The 17994-nt window shown below is 72.6% G+C and carries 8 protein-coding genes; 4 read left to right on the top strand and 4 right to left on the bottom strand.

Annotated elements, in window-relative coordinates:
- Positions 1-156: 156 nt before the first annotated feature.
- Positions 157-672 (top strand): hypothetical protein, encoded by a 516-nt coding sequence (locus V5P93_RS11165; RefSeq protein WP_374065839.1) that lies wholly within the window; start codon positions 157-159, stop codon positions 670-672.
- A gap of 25 nt (positions 673-697) precedes the next feature.
- On the opposite strand, the gene V5P93_RS11160 is transcribed toward V5P93_RS11165, so the two are convergent.
- On the bottom strand, positions 698-1378 hold the full coding sequence (locus tag V5P93_RS11160; protein WP_104482497.1) for a PH domain-containing protein: 681 nt from the start codon (positions 1376-1378) through the stop codon (positions 698-700).
- Between the two features lie 131 nt (positions 1379-1509).
- Here V5P93_RS11160 and V5P93_RS11155 point away from each other — a divergent pair, with 131 nt between their 5' ends.
- From V5P93_RS11155 to V5P93_RS11145, 3 genes are read left to right on the top strand one after another with little or no spacing between them, the layout of a single operon-like run.
- Positions 1510-1689, top strand: a complete 180-nt coding sequence (locus V5P93_RS11155; protein ID WP_181043840.1) for a hypothetical protein — start codon at positions 1510-1512, stop codon at positions 1687-1689.
- Positions 1686-2345, top strand: a complete 660-nt coding sequence (locus V5P93_RS11150; RefSeq protein ID WP_104482499.1) for an RNA polymerase sigma factor — start codon at positions 1686-1688, stop codon at positions 2343-2345. The genes V5P93_RS11155 and V5P93_RS11150 overlap by 4 nt, the downstream gene beginning before the upstream one ends.
- The gene (locus tag V5P93_RS11145; RefSeq protein ID WP_104482500.1) at positions 2342-3811 is read left to right on the top strand and encodes a M48 family metallopeptidase; all 1470 of its coding nucleotides are present in this window, start codon (positions 2342-2344) and stop codon (positions 3809-3811) included. The genes V5P93_RS11150 and V5P93_RS11145 overlap by 4 nt, the downstream gene beginning before the upstream one ends.
- A gap of 310 nt (positions 3812-4121) precedes the next feature.
- Here V5P93_RS11145 and V5P93_RS11140 read toward each other — a convergent pair whose 3' ends face one another.
- The 3 genes from V5P93_RS11140 to V5P93_RS11130 form a co-directional block, all read right to left on the bottom strand.
- Positions 4122-5402 (bottom strand): 3-deoxy-7-phosphoheptulonate synthase, encoded by a 1281-nt coding sequence (locus V5P93_RS11140; RefSeq protein ID WP_104482501.1) that lies wholly within the window; start codon positions 5400-5402, stop codon positions 4122-4124.
- Positions 5399-6817 (bottom strand): DHA2 family efflux MFS transporter permease subunit, encoded by a 1419-nt coding sequence (locus V5P93_RS11135; RefSeq protein ID WP_104482502.1) that lies wholly within the window; start codon positions 6815-6817, stop codon positions 5399-5401. The genes V5P93_RS11140 and V5P93_RS11135 overlap by 4 nt, the downstream gene beginning before the upstream one ends.
- Before the next feature lie 691 nt (positions 6818-7508).
- Positions 7509-17984: a non-ribosomal peptide synthetase gene (locus tag V5P93_RS11130; RefSeq protein ID WP_245931670.1), complete on the bottom strand. Its 10476-nt coding sequence runs from the start codon at positions 17982-17984 to the stop codon at positions 7509-7511.
- Positions 17985-17994 lie beyond the last annotated feature (10 nt).

Raw genomic sequence — 17994 nt, 5'->3', positions numbered from 1 at the left:
TTCACCAGAGCCGCCGACTCACTGGCTTCGCAGTGGGGCGGGCTCAAGGCGTACAATGAGGCGACTCCGGGCTCGGTCGCGCACTGGACCACATGGGCACCAAGGTGGTCAAGGAGGGAACGAAGCCCGTCAATGACACCCTCAACCCCGATTCGGTTGCGCGACATCCGTTGGGGAGTGGCCAGCGCCGTCGGTGTCCTCTTCTTCTTCGCCGGGATCTGGGTGTTCACGGCGGTCGAAAGTCGAACCGGCCTCACCACCAACGCCTTGTCCGTTGCCCGAACCGGTTCCGCCGAGGTGCGGTCGTGCTCGGCCGATCCGCTCCGCCTCTGGCTGACTTCGGTCTGTGACGCGCAGGTGCGCTGGGCGGGCGAGAGCACCACCGTGGCCAGGCGGGTCCACTCGACTCATCCGTTGAGCGGGACGGTCGAGGTCCAGTTGCGCAACGAGGGGCACAGTCGGAACGGCGGCAGGAGCGGCCGCACGGTCGTGGCGGCGGACTACCCGCACCACCAGGACGGGGCGCTGTACTTCGTCGTGATGACGGGCATCTGCGGCGGCGGCTTGGCGCTCGGCATCGTGTTGGGGAGCCTGCTGTCGAAGCTGTTGCCTCCCCGCCGCCCGGAGAGGCTTCGTTTGCGGCCCTTGCGGAGGCTGCGCCGGAAACGCTGAGCATCGGGGTCCTCAATGGACAACCTCAGCCGCGGCGCAGGGACATCAGCAAGCCGTACACGACCACGCCCGCGCACGCACCGATGGCCCACACCATGGTGACCACTCCCGCTCTGCCGTCGACCACCGGTACGACGAACGCGACGAGCGCGGCCATAACCGCCAGTGCGCCCAAGATGAGGTACAGCCACCTCGCGCGTTCTCGCCACGATCGGCGCGGGGCCGGGTCGCAGTGGGCTTGGATCACCGCCACCAACGACTCGGCGGCGTCGGTCGTCGCGTCGAAGATGACCCTGCGGCCGGTGCGGAGGTGGATTTCCGCCTCCAGCGGGGAGCCGGTGTACCTGGCGAACGGGTCCGGTACCCGGTTGCGGCGGACGCGGACGAACGCGATGTCCTCCCACCGCCAATGGCATGTTCCGCGCCGGCCGGTGTAGGCGATTCCCCTGGCGTGCACCGCGAACCGCTCGTCGTTCCCGCCGCGCACCGCGCGCACCAGTGAGCGGACGCCGGTGGCCAGTCCGGCGCAGCCGAACAGCATCACCAGTTCGGTGACGGAGCCGTACACCCCGTTGATCGACAACGTGAAGCCGATTCCGAAACCGAGGCTGCTCAGGACGGTGAGCGTCACCCCGAGGCGGCGTCGGCCCGGGTTGTCGTTGTAGTGGGTGGTCACCAGGGTGCCCAGGTCGGTGCGGGAGAGCATCCGGCGCCTCCCCGGGGAAGTCGGTTCCTGGACTAAAGATTCCGCCGTGTGGCAGCTGTTCCCTGTGCGAGTATCGGCGAACCGCGCCGACGCTATCGGACAGGGGGTGCCCCGTGCTAGATCCATACGCGGTGACGGTGGTGCTGGCGGTTGTGGCCCAGGTGGTGGCGGCGTGGTCGCGGGCCGCTCGGGAGCGGGAGCGGACGCGGGCCGCCGTCGTGGTCGCCGCGGCCCGCGCCGCGCGGCCGGTGGTGGTGCTGGACCGGCGGCGCGGCAGCGTGTTGGTCGTGCGGGCGGGTGGTGACCGGTGACCTCACCGCGGGAGCGGTCGTTCGAGGAGTTCTTCGTCGAGTCGCTGCCCCGGGTGCTGGCCCGGGCGCTGGTGATCTCGGTGAACCGGCACGACGCCGAGGACGCCGTGCAGGACGCCTACGCCCAGGCGCTGCTCCGGTGGGGCCGGCTCAGCGGCTACGACGAGCCGGAGGCCTGGCTGCACCGCGTGGTGCGCCAGCGGTTGTGGAAGACCTCGGCCCGGTGGCGGCGGCTCTCGCTCGACACGGTCGAACTGCGGGCGTGGCGGGCGACCAGCGGCGACCCCGAGCAGGCCGTGCTGGTCGAGGCCGTGTTGGCGGCGGTCGCCGCGTTGCCCGCGCGGCAGCGGCAGCTGGTGGTGATGCAGTGCCTGCACGGCATGTCCCAGCGCGAGATCGCCGAGGAGTTGGGGATCCGGCCCGGCACCGTCGCGGCGGCGGTGTTCAACGCGCGCAAGTCGCTGCGCGAGTCACTCGGAACCGTGCGGGAGCAGGAGCTGCTCGACCGCCTGGCGCCGGCGCAGGTGCTCGCGCACGCCGTCGACCGGGAGCCCGTCGAGGCCGTGCTGGAGGCCACCGCCGAGTGGCTCGCCCGCTGCGTCGCCGCGCACGGCACGGGCGTGGCGCGGATCCGGCGCAACGTGGGGGTGCGGTGATCCTCGTCGCCGCCGTCCTGGCCTTGGCGCTGCTGACCGGCTTCTACCTGCTGGTCGCCGGGATCGTGTGGTTCTACCTCAGGATGCTGCACATTCTCGTGTCCTCACCGCGCGTCATGGAAACCCTGGACTGGAGCGGCTACCTGCAACTGGGCATCCTCGGATTCGCCTTGGCCGTCATGGTGCGCAGCGTGATCACTGCCAGCGGCCCACCCGCGGCCCGGCCGGACTCCGTCGCGGTGTCGGAGGAGCAGGCGCCGGGGCTGTGGGTACTGGTTCGTGGGGTGACCGCGCGGTTCGGCATCGCGGCACCGGCCGAGATCCGGCTCACCGGGGAGCCCAACGCGGCGGTGAGCGAGCGGGCCCGGCTGCTGGGCCTCCTGCGCGGGCCGCGGACGCTGTACCTGGGCGTGCCGTTGCTGGTCGGGCTGACCACCGACGAGTTGCGCGCGGTGCTGTGCCACGAGTTCGGCCACTGCGCTCGAGGGCACACCCGGCTCAGCGCCGTCACCTACCGGGGCCACGCGGCGATCGGCGCCGTCCGGCGGGACTTGATCGACCGGACCAAGGTCGCGCCGTGGCTCTACGGGTTCGCCTTCCTCCTGGTGCGCGGCCTGCTCGCGCTCTACGCCCTCGGCTACGACCTGGTCTCGCTCGCCGTGCGCAGGCGGCAGGAAGTCGACGCGGACCGGGCCGCGGCCGCGGTCACCGGCGCGACCGTGCTCGCCGACGCGCTGCGGTCGGCCGACGCCACCGCGGTCGCCTGGGCGGACTTCCGGGCCCGGTTCGTCGCCCCCGCCGCCCGGCGGGCCGTGCTCCCGGTCGAGGAGTTCAGCCCGTTCGGCGCGATGCTCGCCGACCCCGGGTACCGCGAGCGGGTCGCCCGCCGCCGCGCGAACCCGCCGGAGGGCGGCGGGTGGCGCGACTCCCACCCGCCGCTGCGCCGCAGGCTGGACCGGCTTGCCCGCCTGCCCGGCTCGCCGGTCCGACCGCCGGAGGATCCTGGGGAGCTGCTGGCCGATCCGGCCGCCCTTCTGCCGTCGGTGACGCCCAGGGCCACTCGACCGGCGAGGCGGCTGGAGTGGCGGGAGTGGCTTGACGACATCGCGGAGCACCACGCGCGCGCCGCCGCGGCGATGGCGCCGGTCGAGCCGGTCACCCTGGCTTCGGTGCTCGAGCTGGTGGCAGGCGGTTCGCGCGTGTCGTTCGACGCGGTGTATGCCGCTGTCGGTCAAGCGCTGGTCGCGGCGGGCACGGCTAGGTGGAGTGTGCCGTGGAACGGCACTCGTGCTCTGGTTGACGCCGACGAGATCACCGAATTGGTTCGTCTGGCGGTGGATGACCGCACTGTGGTGCCGAGGCTTCGGGAAGCCCTGGTGGCCGCGGGTGTTGATGACGTGCTCACGCGTCAGCCGACGGACACGCTGACCCGGCCACGCGGCGCGCTCCCCGGGCAGGCTGTGTGACGCCGGGCGAGAAGCGGGTCAAGTTGGTGTGGCGGGTGCCTACGAGTCGGCCTGGTCAGTGCAGACGACCAGCGCTGCTGCCTTTGCCTGGCGGAGATACTCCGACGGGTCGTTGTCGTAGTTGGCGCATGCCGTTTGCCAGGGGGCGAATGCTTGCTGGATATCCGCGACGGTGTGCGTGTGCGGGCCGACACCACCGTGTTGGACTGTGGTGCGAGCGTCGTTGGTCCAGACTAGGTCGAGTCCGCGCAGGTGCTCGAGGGTGCCCGTCGGCGTCGGGCACCCTCGTTTCGGTTTTCTTCATAGGCGCTCAGGACAGGCGGTCGAGGAAATGGGCGATCACCGCCACGGATTGTTCCGGGTTGAGTCTTGGGTCGCAAGTGGAGCGGTAGTCCGGGAAGGATGGTTCGGCGTCTTGGGGTGAGACGCACTCGGTGACGGGGTCCGGGGTGAGTTCCAGGTGCAGGCCCGAGGGGCGCAGTCGCAGTCCACTGAGGACTTTCACGAACGTGGCGACCTCGGTCAGGATGTCCTCGACGAGGCGCGTTTTGGTACCCGCGATCTTGAGGCCGTTGCCGTGCATGGGGTCGCATAGCCATACGACGGGGGTGCCGTGCCTGGCAACGGCTTTGGCCACTCCGGGAAGCAGTCGGTCGACTTCGCCCGCGCCGTAGCGGGTGATGAGGCAGAGCTTGCCGGGTAGGCCTTCGGGGTTGAGCGCCCGGGTCAGCGCCACGACGTCGTCGGGGGTGGCGGTGGGGCCGATCTTGACTCCGATCGGGTTGCGCAGTCCGGCCGCCAGCGCCACGTGCGCGCCGGGCAGGGCGCGGGTTCGCTCGCCGATCCAGCCGAAGTGGGTTGAGGTGGTGAAGGGGCCTTGGGCGCCCGCGCGTACCAGTGGCCGTTCGTAGGGCAGGAGGAGGAGTTCGTGGGCTACGTGGACGCGCTCCGCCGGGGGTTTGCCCCTTGACGCCCGGCGGACCTCGCGCAGGACGGCTTGGGCGCTGTCGTAGGCGGCGCGGAGGCGGCGCGGGTTCGGTACGCGTTGGGGTGGTTCGGGTTCGGGGGCGTTGACCGCGTCGCCGCAGTAGGCGACCATGCGCAGGCCGGGGTCGGTCGGGGACGGTTCGTAGGGGGAGGAACGCGGTTTGCCGTATTGGCCCGCGAGTCGGCCGACGGCCACGCTGGGCAGGCCGCTGGCGGCGCGCATCATGGCGGCCAAGCCCTGCAGGTAGTCCACCTTGCGGCGGACGAGGTCGGGTACGGCTTCGTGCAACCGCTCGGCGCAGTCGCCGCCTTGCAGCACCAGCGCGTCGCCGCGGGCGACCAGGGTCATGGCGCCGGCCAGGTCGTCGACTTCCGCTTCGGTGGTCAGGCCGGGTAGTTCGGCCAGTTCGGCTTCCACGTCGTCGACTTCGAACTGGTGCGGCCACGGCGGTTGCTGCGCGGCTGGGCGGGCGGAGACTGCGGTCAGCAAGGCCGTGACCGCGGTGTCCCGGCGTACTGGGAAGGCGGCGTCCGGCGGTTCGCAGCAGCAGAGACTTTCGCGGACGGCCGCGCCGCCACGCGCGGGGCTGTCGTGGTGGATCATCGTTGTGCTCCTTCCGTGGCTTGGGCAGCAGGCGGGTTTTGTCGTGGCCGGGGTAGGCGGGTGGCGGCCAGGGCCGCGAGGACGGTCGCGGCGAGCACCCACCAGAAGGTGTCGGCGAACGCGGCGGCGGTGTCGGGGCCGCGGGCGGTGAAGCGGGTCTGCAGGACCAAGGCCAGGGCGGCGGTGCCGACGGAGCCGCCGAGGGTGTTGAGCAGGCTCAGTGCCCCCGCGGCACGCGGGATCTGGGCGGGGGCGACGGCGCGGTAGGCCATGGTCATGACCGGGGCGCCGATCATCGCCGCGCCCAGGCCGCGGAGCAGCAGGGAGGCGGCGATGGCGGCGTCGGGGATGTCGTTGGCCAGTTGGGTGAACACGGCCGTGCCGAGGGCGACCAGGACGATGCCGCTCAGCACGAGCGTGCGGGGCGCGATGCGGTGCACGACCCGGCTGACCCACAGCGAACCGACGGCGGCGCCGATGCCCTGGGGGGCGAGCAGGAGCCCGGTCTGCCACGCGGTTTGGCCGTCGGCGCGTTGCAGGTACAGGGGGAGCAGGAACATGGTGCCGAACACGGAGGCGCCCAGGACCAGCAGCGCCATCGCCGCGACGCCGAGCGGTGGGCGGGTGAACAGGCGCGGGTCGATCAGGGGGACGCCCTTGGTGCGGAGGCCGTGCACGACGAAGGCCGCGAGCATGCCCGCGCCCACGGCGATCGCGATGGGCGGGACCGGGCCGTGGCCCAGGCCGGTCAGACCGTAGACGAGGACGGCGAGTCCGGGTGAGAGGAGGGCGGCGCCGCGTAGGTCGAAGGGGGTGCGGTGGTCGGCGGGCGGGCCGGTGGGGACGCACCGGCGGACGAGGAGGAGGGCGACCGCGCCGATGGGGAGGTTGACGCAGAACAGCCAGGGCCAGGGGGCGACGGCGAGGATGGCGCCGCCCGCGAGTGGGCCGAGGACCGGGGACAGGAGGGGGATCACGGCGACGACGCTGATCACACGGCCGATGCGGTCCGGGCCCGCGGTTCGGGCGAGGAGGGCTTGGCCGAGGGGTGGTAGCAGTCCGCCCGCGGCACCCTGCAGGACGCGGAAGGCGATGAGGCTGGGGAGGGACCAGGCCAGTGCGCAGAGCAGGGAGGCGAGCAGGAAGACCGCGATGGCGGCGGTCCAGGCGCGCCTGCCGCCTGTGCGGTCGGCTAGCCAGCCGGAGGCTGGGACGGCGGCGACTACGGCGAGCAGGTAGGCGGTGCTGACCCATTGGATGTCGGTGACGGAGACGGCGAACCGGTCGACCAGGACGTCCATGGCCACGGAGACGATGGTGGTGTCGAGTGTCGCCATGAAGGTGCCGAGCACCAGGACGAACGCGGTCCGCCACAACGCCCGGTCGACGGTGGGGCGCGCCGCGTCGGTGCTCATGTGGACTCCCGTGGCAGGCGGTTGGTGAGCGGGGCGGGTCGCGCTGGTGGAGCGGGGCGGTGCGGGTTGGTGGTGAGGGGCCTGGGACGGGGCGCGCCAGCGCAACTCGCGGTGGCGCTCGTGTGGTCCCTGCCCGGCGAGCGGGCGATGTGCTTGTTGGACTGGGTGAGAGGGGCGGTGTGCCGGAGGTTGATGGCCGGGGCGGGACCCCTGGTCTGGAGACCAGGCCTACCGGTGCGGCTCGCGTGGTCTCCGCGCGGCAGGCGGTCGAAGTGCTTGTTGGGCTGGGTGGATTGGGCTCGTGGGGCGGTGTGCCGGAGGTTGTTGGCGGAGGTGGAAGGCCCGGCCTGGGACGCGCGAGGGGCGGCGTGCTGGGGGTTGATTGCGTTGGCGTCGGCGGGGTGCGGGGTCTGACCTGGAGTTGGAACACGCTGGTCCGATTCGCGGCGGGTGCTCGTGTGGTCTTCACCCTGCGGCTGCTCGATGTCTTTGTTGAGCTGGGTGGGCGACGGGTGTGGAGCTGTGCGCTGGAGGCCGGCTATGACGACGGGGCGGGGATACAGGCCTACGGCCGGAGCGGTGTGGCCCGCACCGGTGCTCGCGTTGTCGCGGGCCGGGTCAGGCTGGGCGCGCGGGAGACCGGTGGCGATGGGGTCTTCCTGGGGCAAGAGCACCCGCCCCGTGTCGGGGCTCATGTGGTCTCCCCCAGCAGTCGGTCGGTGGGCTCGTCGAGGAGGGTGGGTAGGGCGCGCAGGGTGTGTTGGAGGTCGGTGGCGATGGCGTTGAGCTCGCCTGGGTCGAAGAGTCCGGCTTGGGGGGAGAGCACGGCCGTCCAGCCCGCGTCGGTGGGGACGACGGTGAGGGTGAGTGGGTGGTGGGTGCGTTCGCGGAAGCGGGTGTCGGTGACGGTTAGACCGGGGGCTGGTTCACGTAGGCGGGTTGGGTCTACCGGGTAGTTCTCGAAGACGAGGAGGGTGTCGAAGAGGCGCTCTCGGGCGGTGAGTGTGGTGAGTTCGGGTATCCCGATGTGCTGGTGTTCGACCATCGCCTGTTGGCGTGACTGGGCGTCGGCCAGTGCTTCCGCGACGGTTCCTTGGAGGTGGACGCGGACCGGGACGGTGTTGGCCAGCAAGCCGAGGATGTCCTCCACGCCCGCCACCTCGGGTGTGCGGCAGGCGACCATGGTGCCGAAGGTGACGTCGCGACGGCCTGAGCGGGTGGCGAGGATCGCTGCCCACGCTCCCTGGAGCATGGTGTTGGGGGTCAGTCCCCGGGCCGTGGCCGCGGTGGTGAGGGCGGCGACGGTGTGGGTGGGGACGGTGAACAGGACCGGGTCGGCGGCGGCGACGGTGGAGCGCCTGCCGTGCAGGAGGTGGTCGCCTTCGGGGAGGTCCAGGAGTTCGGTGCGCCAGGCGCGCAGGTCGGTGGTGTGGTCGTGGGCGGCCAGCCATCGGGTGTAGTGGGAGAAGGGGGTGGGGACGGGTAGGTCGGTTTCGGTGTAGTGGGCGAACAGTTCGGTGAGGATGCGCGGGGCTGACCAGCCGTCGGAGAGGAGGTGGTGGGTGGTCAGTACCAGGTCGTGGTGGTTGGGGCCTCGGTGGAGGACGGTGATTCGGAAGAGGGGGCCGGTGGCGAGGTTGAACGGTTCAGCCAGGAGTTCGGCCAGGACCCGGTCTCGTTCGATGTCGTCGACGTCGCGGGTGGTGAAGTCGGGCTCGGGCTGGGTGGGGATGACTTGGACGGCGTGGCCGGGTGGGAACACCGCGCCCAGGTTGGGGTGGCGGGTAAGGAGGTGTGTGCCCGCCGCGCGGAGGGCAGGCAGGTTGAGGGGGCCGTTGAGGGTGAAGACGCCTTGGACGGTGTAGGGGTCGGTGCCTGTGCGTGCTTGGTCGAGCATGAGTTCTTGCAGCGGGGTCAGGGGGAGGATTTCGCCGTCGGGGGTGTCGGTGGTGAGCGCGTGGAGTTCGTGGGCGAAGCGCTCCCCCAGTTCGCCGATCCGGGCGGGGGTGAACAGGGCCGCGGGCCAGGTGAAGCGGACGCCCAGCTCGTTGTCGCGGAGGATGGCGTTCACCATGAGCGCGTGCGGTAGCGGTAGGTCAACGCCGCCGGAGCCGAGGGGGTCGGCGTCCGGCGGGGGCTGCCAGGCGGTTTCCTCGGTGGGCGCGGCGGGGAAGCGGCCGAGGTAGTTCCAGCTGACGTCGGGGTGGCGCACGAGGTCGTCGCCCAGGATGCCGTGGCCGAGGCCGTCGCCCGCGGCGCGCAGGTGTTCGCGAACGGCGCGCAGGGCGGGGGCGGTGCCCGCGGGCGGGTGGATGCGGGCCGGGTGCACGGCGGTGAACCAGCCGACGGTCTGCGACAGGTCGGCCGGACCGGAGAAGTCGGGCCGGTGAGCTGGGCGGCCGTGGCCCTCGAGGGCGACGAGCAGGTCGGGGGCGGTGCCGCGCCAGGCGGCGATCGCGCGGGCGAGGGCGGTGAGCAGGACGGTGTCGGGGGTGGTGCGGTAGGCGGCGGGGAGGGTGGTGACCGCGGCGCGGGTGGTGGCCGGGTCGATCCGGACGTGGTGGTGGCGGGCGGTTGCCGCGGTGTCGCGGGTCGAGTCGAGTGCGGGGAGCGGGCACACGGGGGTGGCGGCGACGCGGTGCCAGTGGGCGCGTTCGCTTTGGCGGGCGGGGGCGGCTTCGCGCAGGGCTGTGGCCCAGCCGAGCAGGGATAGGCCGTGGCGGGGTAGGGGGGCGCCTGCGTGGGCTTGGGCTAGGTCGTCGATCAGGATTCGCCAGGACACGGCGTCGACGACGAGGTGGTGGGCGACGAGGATGAGCCTGCCGAGGCGGTTTGGTCCGGCGTCGATCCAGATCGCGCGCAGGAGTGGGCCGGTGCGGGGGTTCATCTCGGCGCGGGCGCGGGTGATGTGCGCACGGGCGAGTGCGCCGAGGTCGACGGCGGCGGAGAACAGGTCGGCAGTGCTCGCCTGCCCGGACTCGGGAGAGTGCGGTGGCTGATTCGCTGCGGCGCCGGCGATGTGCTCCCAAGCCGGAGCAGCAGAGGCATCGACAGGGGGCGCCGAGGTGGACGCATCCGCGCCAGTCGCCACACTCGCCTCAGGAGCGTCCACTACCGGTCCCGTGGACGGGTCGACCGCTCCGTGGGCGATGTGCTCCTGAGCCGCAGCACTGGAGGCATCAGCGGGGGACGCCGTGGCGAACACGGTGGTGGCGGCGGGGGTGGTCTGTGCGTCCGGGGCGGATACCACGGTGAGGATGTCTGTGCTGGTAACGGCTCCCGCCGCGGGGATGCGTAGTACTAGGCCCGCCTTGGTGTCGGCCAAGTGGGCGCGTAGGGCGTCGTGGCGGGTTAGGAGGGCGTTTAGAGTTTGGTGCCATTCGGTGGTGGTGCTGGGGGGTACGCAGATTTGGACCCATTGGCAGAAGGTGTCCGCGGGGCCGCGTTGGAGTAGGGATCGCATTAGTGGGGTCAGGGGGGCGTCGCCTACTGCTGGGCTGTCTTGTGTGGACTCTGCGGTGTGGCAGCGGGCGGCTATTCCGGCGATTGTGCCGCCTTCGAATACGTCGCGGGCGGTGAGGGTCAGGCCTGCTCGGCGGGCTCTGGAGACTACTCGTAGGGAGACGATGCTGTCGCCGCCGATGTCCAGGAAGGAGTCGTCCAGGTGGACGTTGCCCAGTACTTCGCGGAAGACGGCCAGCAGCGCGGTTTCGGCGGGAGTGGCTGGTTCCCTGGACTCGGTGGAGGTGCGTGGGGCCGGGTCGGGGAGGGCGTCGCGGTTGAGTTTGCCGGTGGGGCCCAGGGGTAGGTGGTCGACCAGGACGAAGGCTGTGGGGACCATGTGGTCGGGGAGGTCGGTGCTCAGGTGTTCGCGTAGTGATGCCGAGTCGGGGGCGGTGTCGTCGGTGGGCAGGATGTAGCCGACCAACCTGCCCTCGCGGACGATTACGGCGCACGCGCGGACATTGGGGTGTCTGCTGAGGACGGTCTCGATCTCGGACAGCTCGATGCGGAAGCCGCGTACCTTGACCTGGTGGTCGGTGCGGCCCAGGAACACCAGTTGGCCGTCGGGGCGCCAGCGGACGAGGTCGCCGGTGCGGTAGCAGCGGGAACCGGGCGGGCCGAAGGGGTCGGCGACGAAGCGTTCGGCGGTGAGGGTGGGGCGGTTGACGTAGCCTCGGGCCAGTTTGGGGCCGCCCAGGTACAGCTCGCCCGCGACGCCGACGCCAACCGGTTGCAGGCCCGCGTCGAGGACGTAGGCGCGGACCTGGGGGTCGGGGCGGCCGATCGGGAGGGGGCCCGGGTCGTCGGGGCGGTAGCGCCACGTGACGGAGTTGATGGTGACCTCGGTGGGGCCGTAGGCGTTGAACAGCGCGCGGCGGTTTCCCCAGCGGTGGGCCAGTTCGGGGTCCAAGCGCTCGGCGCCGATCATGACGAGGACGTCGCGGTCGACCGGGGTGTCGTCGGGGATCGCGGCGACGAAGGACGGCAGCAGGTTCACCCCGGTGACCCGGTGCTCGACGATGTAGTCGAGCAGTTCGTCGCCGGGGACGCGGGCTTCCTCGGGGGCGATGACGGAGGTGCCGCCGGAGAGCAGGGGCAGCATGAACTGCCAGAAGGCCACGTCGAAGCTGGTCGAGGCGAAGTGCAGGTAGCGTTCGCGGGCGCGGATGCCGACGACGTCCTCTTGCAGGGTGACCAGGCTGGGCAGGCCGCGGTGCGGGATGGCGACGCCCTTGGGCTTGCCGGTGGTACCGGAGGTGTAGATGACGTAGGCGATGGAGTCGTCGGTGATGCGGCGCCGGGCGGCGACCGGGTCCGAGTCCCAAGTGGACGTACCGGCGATGGTGGTGGGGTCGATGACCGGCGCGTCGACCGGGATTGCCCGCGAGTCGGGGGTGGCGATCACGGCGGCGGGAGCGATGTCCTCGACCATGTACCGCAGTCGGTCGACGGGGTAGGTCGGGTCCATCGGGACGTGCACGGCACCGGCCTTGAACACGCCGAACAGGGCGACGACCATCTCGATGTCGCGGGTGAGCAGCACCGCGACGGGGTCCTGCGGGCGCACGCCCCCCGCGATCAGGGCGTGGGCGAGGCGGTTGGCGCGGCGGTCGAGTTCGGCGTAGGTGAGGGTGCGGTCGCGGCACACGACGGCCTCCGCGTCGGGGCTGCGGCGCACCCACCGGTCGAACTCCGCCAGGCAGCCCGCCACCGGCCTGCTCGGCTCGGGCCCCTCCCCCATGGCGAGCATCGCCCGGTGTTCGGCGGCGTCGAGGGCGCGCAGCCTGGCGACGGGTCGGTTCGGGTCGGTGACGATCTCCGCGAGGAGAGTGCGCAGCCAACGGCCGTAGCCGCGCACGGTGTCCTCGTCGAAGACGCCCGGCTGGTAGCCGAGGCCGACGACGATCTCGTCCCCCGGAATCACGATCACGGTCAGCGGGTAGTGCGTCGCGTCGGTGATGTCCACGCCCACCAGGTCCAGGCCGGGGGCGAGGGTGGTGCGGTTCCTGCTGGAGAGCGGGAAGTTCTCCATCACCAGCATGGTGTCGAACAGCTCACCCAGCCCCGCCGCGCGCTGTACGTCGGGCAGCCCGACGTGGTGGTGCTCGACCAGGGCGGCGCTCTCGGCCTGCACCCGCGCGAGCACGGAGGTGGCGGTCTCGGCCGCCGCGGCGCGCACGCGCACCGCGATGGTGTTGCCGAGTTGGCCGATGACGCGTTCGACGCCGTCGAGTTCGGCGGGCCTGCCGGAGACCGGGCAACCGAACACCACGTCGTCGCGCCCGGTGAGCCTGCCGAGCAGCACGCCCCACGCGGTCTGGAACACGGTCGTGGTGGTCACGCCTTGCTCCCGGGCGAACGCGCGCAGCTGTCCGCTGAACTCCGCGCCCAGGTTGACGATCACGCGCTCCGGACGGGCCACTTCGGACACCGCGGCGGGAGGCGCCAGTCGGGTGCCTGCCTCGAGGCCGGTCAAAGCGGTACGCCACGCCGCCAAGCCCGCGGTGTGGTCGCGACCGGCCAGCAGGCGGTGGTAGTCGGTCAGGGAAGGCCCGGTCGGGGCGGCGGGGCCGCCGCCGAGTTCGGCGTAGGTCGCCAGGAGGGTCCGGCCGACCAGTGGCATGGACCAGCCGTCGAGCAGGGCGTGGTGGTTGGTGATGACCAGGCGGTGCTCGTCGGGGCCGAGGGTGCACAGCAGGAAGCGCACCAGCGGCGGGGCGGCGGGGTCGAAGGGGCGTTCCAGGTCGGCGCGGCAGTGCTCGGCGAGGAGTCGGGCGCGCTCGTCCGGGGTGTGCCCGGTCAGGTCGACGCGCCGCCAGTCGAGGGTGACCTCGGCGGGGATGACCTGGACGACCTCCCCTCCGGTGGTGGTGTGCAGGTGGACGCGCAGCGCGGGGTGCCTGCGCAGCAGCTCGTGGGTGGCCGCGCGCATCCGGTCGGGGTCGAGGGCGCCGCGCAGCAGGGTCAGTGCCTGCACGACGTAGACGTCGGTGTCCTGGTCGCCGCGGACCTGGGTGTGGAAGGCCAATCCGACCTGGAGGGGCGTGGCGGGCAGGACGTCGAGCACCCGGCCGTGCCGCTCGAGTTCGTCGATGGCGTCCTGGTCGAGAGCGACCAGCGGCAGGTCGGACGGGGTGAGCCCGCCGCCGTGCTCGGCGTGCGCGGCGAGGGCGCCGAGCGCCCGCTCCCACGCGTGCCGCAGGTCGGCGAGCGCCTCCGGGGTGACGACGAGCCCGGCGGCGGTCCACTCGACGGCGATGCGCGGCCGGGTGCCCTCGCGGACGAAGCAGTTGAGGGCGAGTACCTGTTCCAGCGACTTGGTCGCGGGTTCGATGACGGCGAACGGGTCGTCGTCGGGCAGCCGCCACCCGCCGTCGGGCACCGGGGCGAAGCGGCCGAGGTAGTTGAGCAGCACGTCCGGCGGCGGGACCGCGGCGAACTCCGCGCGGGTCTCGGGATCGAGGTGGCGCAGCACGCCGTGGCCGATGCCGTGGTCGGGAACCGCGCGCTTGGCCTCCTTGACCGCGCGCACCAACCGCCCGGCGGCCTGACCGCCGGCGAGCGCGTCGGCCAAGTCCTCGGACGAGCGCACGGCGTCGGCGGGGAGGCGCAAGGGGTGTTCGGCGGTGAACCAGCCGACCGTGCGGGCGAGGTCGAGCCCGGAGTGGTCCCGACCGTGCCCCTCGACGGTGACGGTCACCGCGTCGCGTTCGTCGCCGCGCCACAGCCGCAGGGCGAGGACGAGCGCGGCGAGCAGCACCTCGTCGGAGCCCGCGCGGTAGGCGTTGGGCAGTCCACTGAGGACGGCCGCGCTCGCTTCCGGCGAGGCGACGGTGGTGGTGCGGTACGCGGTGGCCGTGGTGTCGAGAGCCTGGTCCAGCGGACGGGTGCCGACGCGGAAGTCGTCGCGGGCGGCACGCCAGTGGTCGATCTCCGCCCGGCGGGCACCGGTGGCGCCCTGCGCGGCGAGCCGGAGCGCGTGTCCGCGCCACGAGGTGCCTACGGGCGAGAGTTGTTCACCCGCGCAAGCGGCGCGCAAGTCCGCGAGCAGCACCCGCCACGACACGCCGTCGACGGAGAGGTGGTGGATCACGACCACGACCTCGTCCGGCGCGCCCGGCGGCGTGCGCAGCAGCGCCACCCGCACGACCTCGCCCGCGGCCGGGTCGAGTTCGGCGGCCAACGCGGCCGCCGAAGCTGCCGCGTCGTCCCCTTCGGACTCGACGACCTCGGGCCCCGAGAGCCCCGGCGGAGGCACGAGCAGTTCACCGGATGACGAGACCCGCAAGCGCAAGGCGTCGTGGTGGTCGACCAGCGCGCGGACGCCCCGGGCGAGGTCCGCGAGGGTCAGGAACTCGTTGACGCGCAACGCCGTCCACTGCGCATACCCCGCGATCGACGTGTGGTCGGGGTGCGGGTCGAGCAGCGCGCGCACGATGGGTGGCGCGGGCACCGGCCCGGTCGGCTCGTCGACCTCGACCACTCGCGCCTCGTCGAGGTCGCGCCCGGCGGCGGCCAGCGCGGCGAAGCTGCCGCGGCCGAGGAGGTCGCGGGGACGCAGGTCGACGCCGTGTGCGCGCAGCCTGCTGCTGACGCCGATCGCGGTGATGCTGTCGCCGCCGACAGCGAAGAAGTCGTCGTCCGGGCTGACCTGTTCCGCCCCGACGACTTCAGCGACGGCGGCGCACAGCAGCCGTTCCCGCTCCGTGCGCGGAGCACGTCCACCGCTCGCCGAGCGGGGAGCGGGCAGCGCCGTGCGATCGAGCTTTCCGTTGGTGGTCACGGGAAGCGCGTCCAGCACGACCACGGCCGTGGGCACCAGGTGATCGGGCACCCGCTCCGCCAATTCCGCGCGGACCCGGTCCGGGTCGAGCGTGGTCAGCGCGGCGGGGACGACGTAGCCCACGAGCCGGGGCGCACCGGTGTCGGTGCGCACGGCCGCCGCTGCGGCCCCCACCCCGGGGAGTGCGCCCAACGCGGCCTCGACCTCGCCGAGTTCGACCCGGTGGCCCCGAACCTTGACCTGCCCGTCGCGGCGGCCCAGGTACGCCAGACCCCGGCCCGGTACCCAGCGGGCCAGGTCGCCGGTGCGGTACATCCGGTCGCCGGGGGCGCCGAACGGGTCGGCGAGGAACCGCTCGGCGGTGGCGCCGGGCCGGTCGAGGTAGCCGCGCGCCAGGTGCGGGCCCGCCAGGTACAACTCCCCCGCACTGCCCGGCGGCACCACGCGCAGCGCGTTGTCCAGCAGGTAGACGCGGGTTCCGGGGACCGGGAACCCGATCACCGGGTCGCCGCCGTCGAGCCAGGCGCCCACACTGTCCACAGTGGCCTCTGTCGGCCCGTAGAGGTTGCGTGCGGCTATGCCGGACGCGGCCACCCGACGCCACAGCGCGGGCGGCGCGGCCTCCCCACCGAGGATGAGCAACACCGGTCGATGGGGGCCGTCGAGCAGTCCCGCGTCCACCAAGGGAGCGGCCATCGACGGCGTGGTGTCGACGACGTCGATGCCATCACGCGTCAGCGCGGAGACCAACGCGGTCGCGTCGCGTGCCGTGTCGGCGTCGTAGACGTGCAGTTCGTGCCCGCACAGCAACCACAGCAGCTGGTCGAGCGCGGAGTCGAAGGCGAACGAGTACGTGTGCGCTGCCCGCAGCCGCCGTCCCGCCGCCCGCGTGGCGCGGGTCACCGTGGTGGACCGGTGGTGGTGCACGAGCGAGGCCAGACCGCCGACCCGCCCCAGCACGCCCTTGGGGGTGCCGGTGGAACCGGAGGTGAAGATGACATAGGCGAGGTGGTCGGGATGCCGAGGCGCCGACAGCTCCTCAGTGGACAACGGAGCGCCCGACAACGCGGCCAGTTCGGCGCGAACCTCCGGCGCGTCGAGCACCAGGCGCGGCACCTCCGGCGGCACCACGTCGACGGTGGCCGCCGAGGCGAGCGCGAGCACCGCACCCGCCTCGGTGACCGTCGCGCGCAGCCGCGGCGCCGGGTGCTCGATGTCGAGCGGGAGGAACGCGGCGCCCGCCTCCAGCACCGCCAGCAAGGCGACGACGAGGTCAGCAGACCGGTCCAGCGGCAGCGCGACCACGTCGTCGGCACCGACACCGCGCGCCCGCAGCGCCCGCGCCAGCCTGCGCACCTCGACGACCAACTCCTCGACGCTCAGCCGCCGCGCCCCGCACACCAATACCGTCTGTCCACAGTGGTCGACGAGCAGATCGGCCAACAGACCGGGCACATCGCGCGGCACCCCCGGCACGGCCTCGACTCGCCACGCGTCGAGCAGCGCCACCAAGTCCTCGGGCCCGACCAGCTCGACCCGCCCGACCACGGGCGCGTCCGAGTCCGTCAGGCCCCGGATCAGCGCGCACAACGCGTCCAGCCTGCGGTCGACACCCGCCTGGTCGTGGGTGCGGGCGTCGACCTCGAAGCCCAGCAGCACCCCACCATCACCAGTGGGCAGCACGCTCAGCCCCATGTCCTCCGGCGGTCCGCCCGCGACGTTGCGCATGGTCCCGGTGGACCCGGCGAAATCGATCGCGAGGTCGAACGCCTTGAGGTTCACCCCGCGCCCGTGCAGCAACGCTCCCGCGCCGGGCACGGCCAGGTCGCGGGGCAGGTCCTCGCCGCGGTAGCGCTGGTGCGCGCGCATTTCCCGCATCGCCGTGGCCACCCGCGCGGTCAGCTCAGCCAGCCCGTCGCCGCCGAACACCTTGACCCGCAGGGGAAGCACGTTGACCGCCATGGCCGGTGTGCGCAGCGCGGACCCGAACCGGCACATCAACGGCAGCGCGAACACCACGTCGTCACGGCCCAGCACCCGGTGCAGGAACGCGGCGTAGCAGGCGATGAGCGCCTCACCCCACGTCGCGCCAACGCTCTCCGCGACCTCGCGCAGCCGGTTGAGGTCGGCGGTGGGCAACACGGTCCGAGCGGTGACCGTGCGCTCGGGAAGCCCGGTTCCCCCCGCGATGTCGTCGAGGTCGGGCAACGGGGTGAACCGCGCGCGCCAGTACGCCCGGTCCTGTGCGGCCCGCTCGCTCGCGAGGTAGGCGCGGTCGGCGGCCACTACGTCGGCGAACCGGCCGAACGGAGACGGCGCAGGCAGGCTCCCGCTCACCAGAGCTGTGTAGTGGGCCGCGGTGCGACGGGCCAGCATGGCCGCGGTGTAGCCGTCGAACACCAAGTGGTGGCCCAGCTGCGTGAACCACACCTCCCGGTCGGTCAGGCGCAGCACCGTGTGCGAGAACAGCGGGCGTTCCACCATCTCCCGGCACGCCTCGGCCACCCGGCGGCGCTCCGAGTCGACCAGCGCGTGCGCGGCGGCCACCGGGTCCGGCGCGCCGCGCAGGTCGACCACCTCCGGCAGCGGCACCGGCTCGGCGGAGATCTCCTGGCGCGGTCCGTCCGGGGTGGTGAACACCCGCAACCGCAGGCTGTCCGCCTCCTCGGTGGTCGCGCGGATCGCCGCGCGCAGCGCCTCGACGTCCACCGGGCCACCGCCGCCGATCTCCAGCACGTCACCGACGACGTAGTACGGCGAGTCCGGCTCCAGGCGCTGCGCGTCCCAGATGCCGCGCTGGGCGCGGGTCAGTTCCCAGGACGTCTCGGGTGAGCAGGCCGACTCGGACCGGGTGCCGGGGTGGGCGTGGGCTGTGCTCAACGCGATCTCC

The organism is Actinokineospora auranticolor (genome assembly GCF_041897805.1).
GTDB lineage: Bacteria > Actinomycetota > Actinomycetes > Mycobacteriales > Pseudonocardiaceae > Actinokineospora > Actinokineospora auranticolor.
This window is presented reverse-complemented; position numbering and strand designations above follow the sequence as displayed.

Bases quoted from the DNA above. Each gene is read 5' to 3' on its own strand.
- V5P93_RS11140 (WP_104482501.1), bottom strand. From the start codon at position 5,402: ATGATCCACCACGACAGCCCCGCGCGTGGCGGCGCGGCCGTCCGCGAA.
- V5P93_RS11160 (WP_104482497.1), bottom strand. From the start codon at position 1,378: ATGCTCTCCCGCACCGACCTGGGCACCCTGGTGACCACCCACTACAAC.
- V5P93_RS11135 (WP_104482502.1), bottom strand. From the start codon at position 6,817: ATGAGCACCGACGCGGCGCGCCCCACCGTCGACCGGGCGTTGTGGCGG.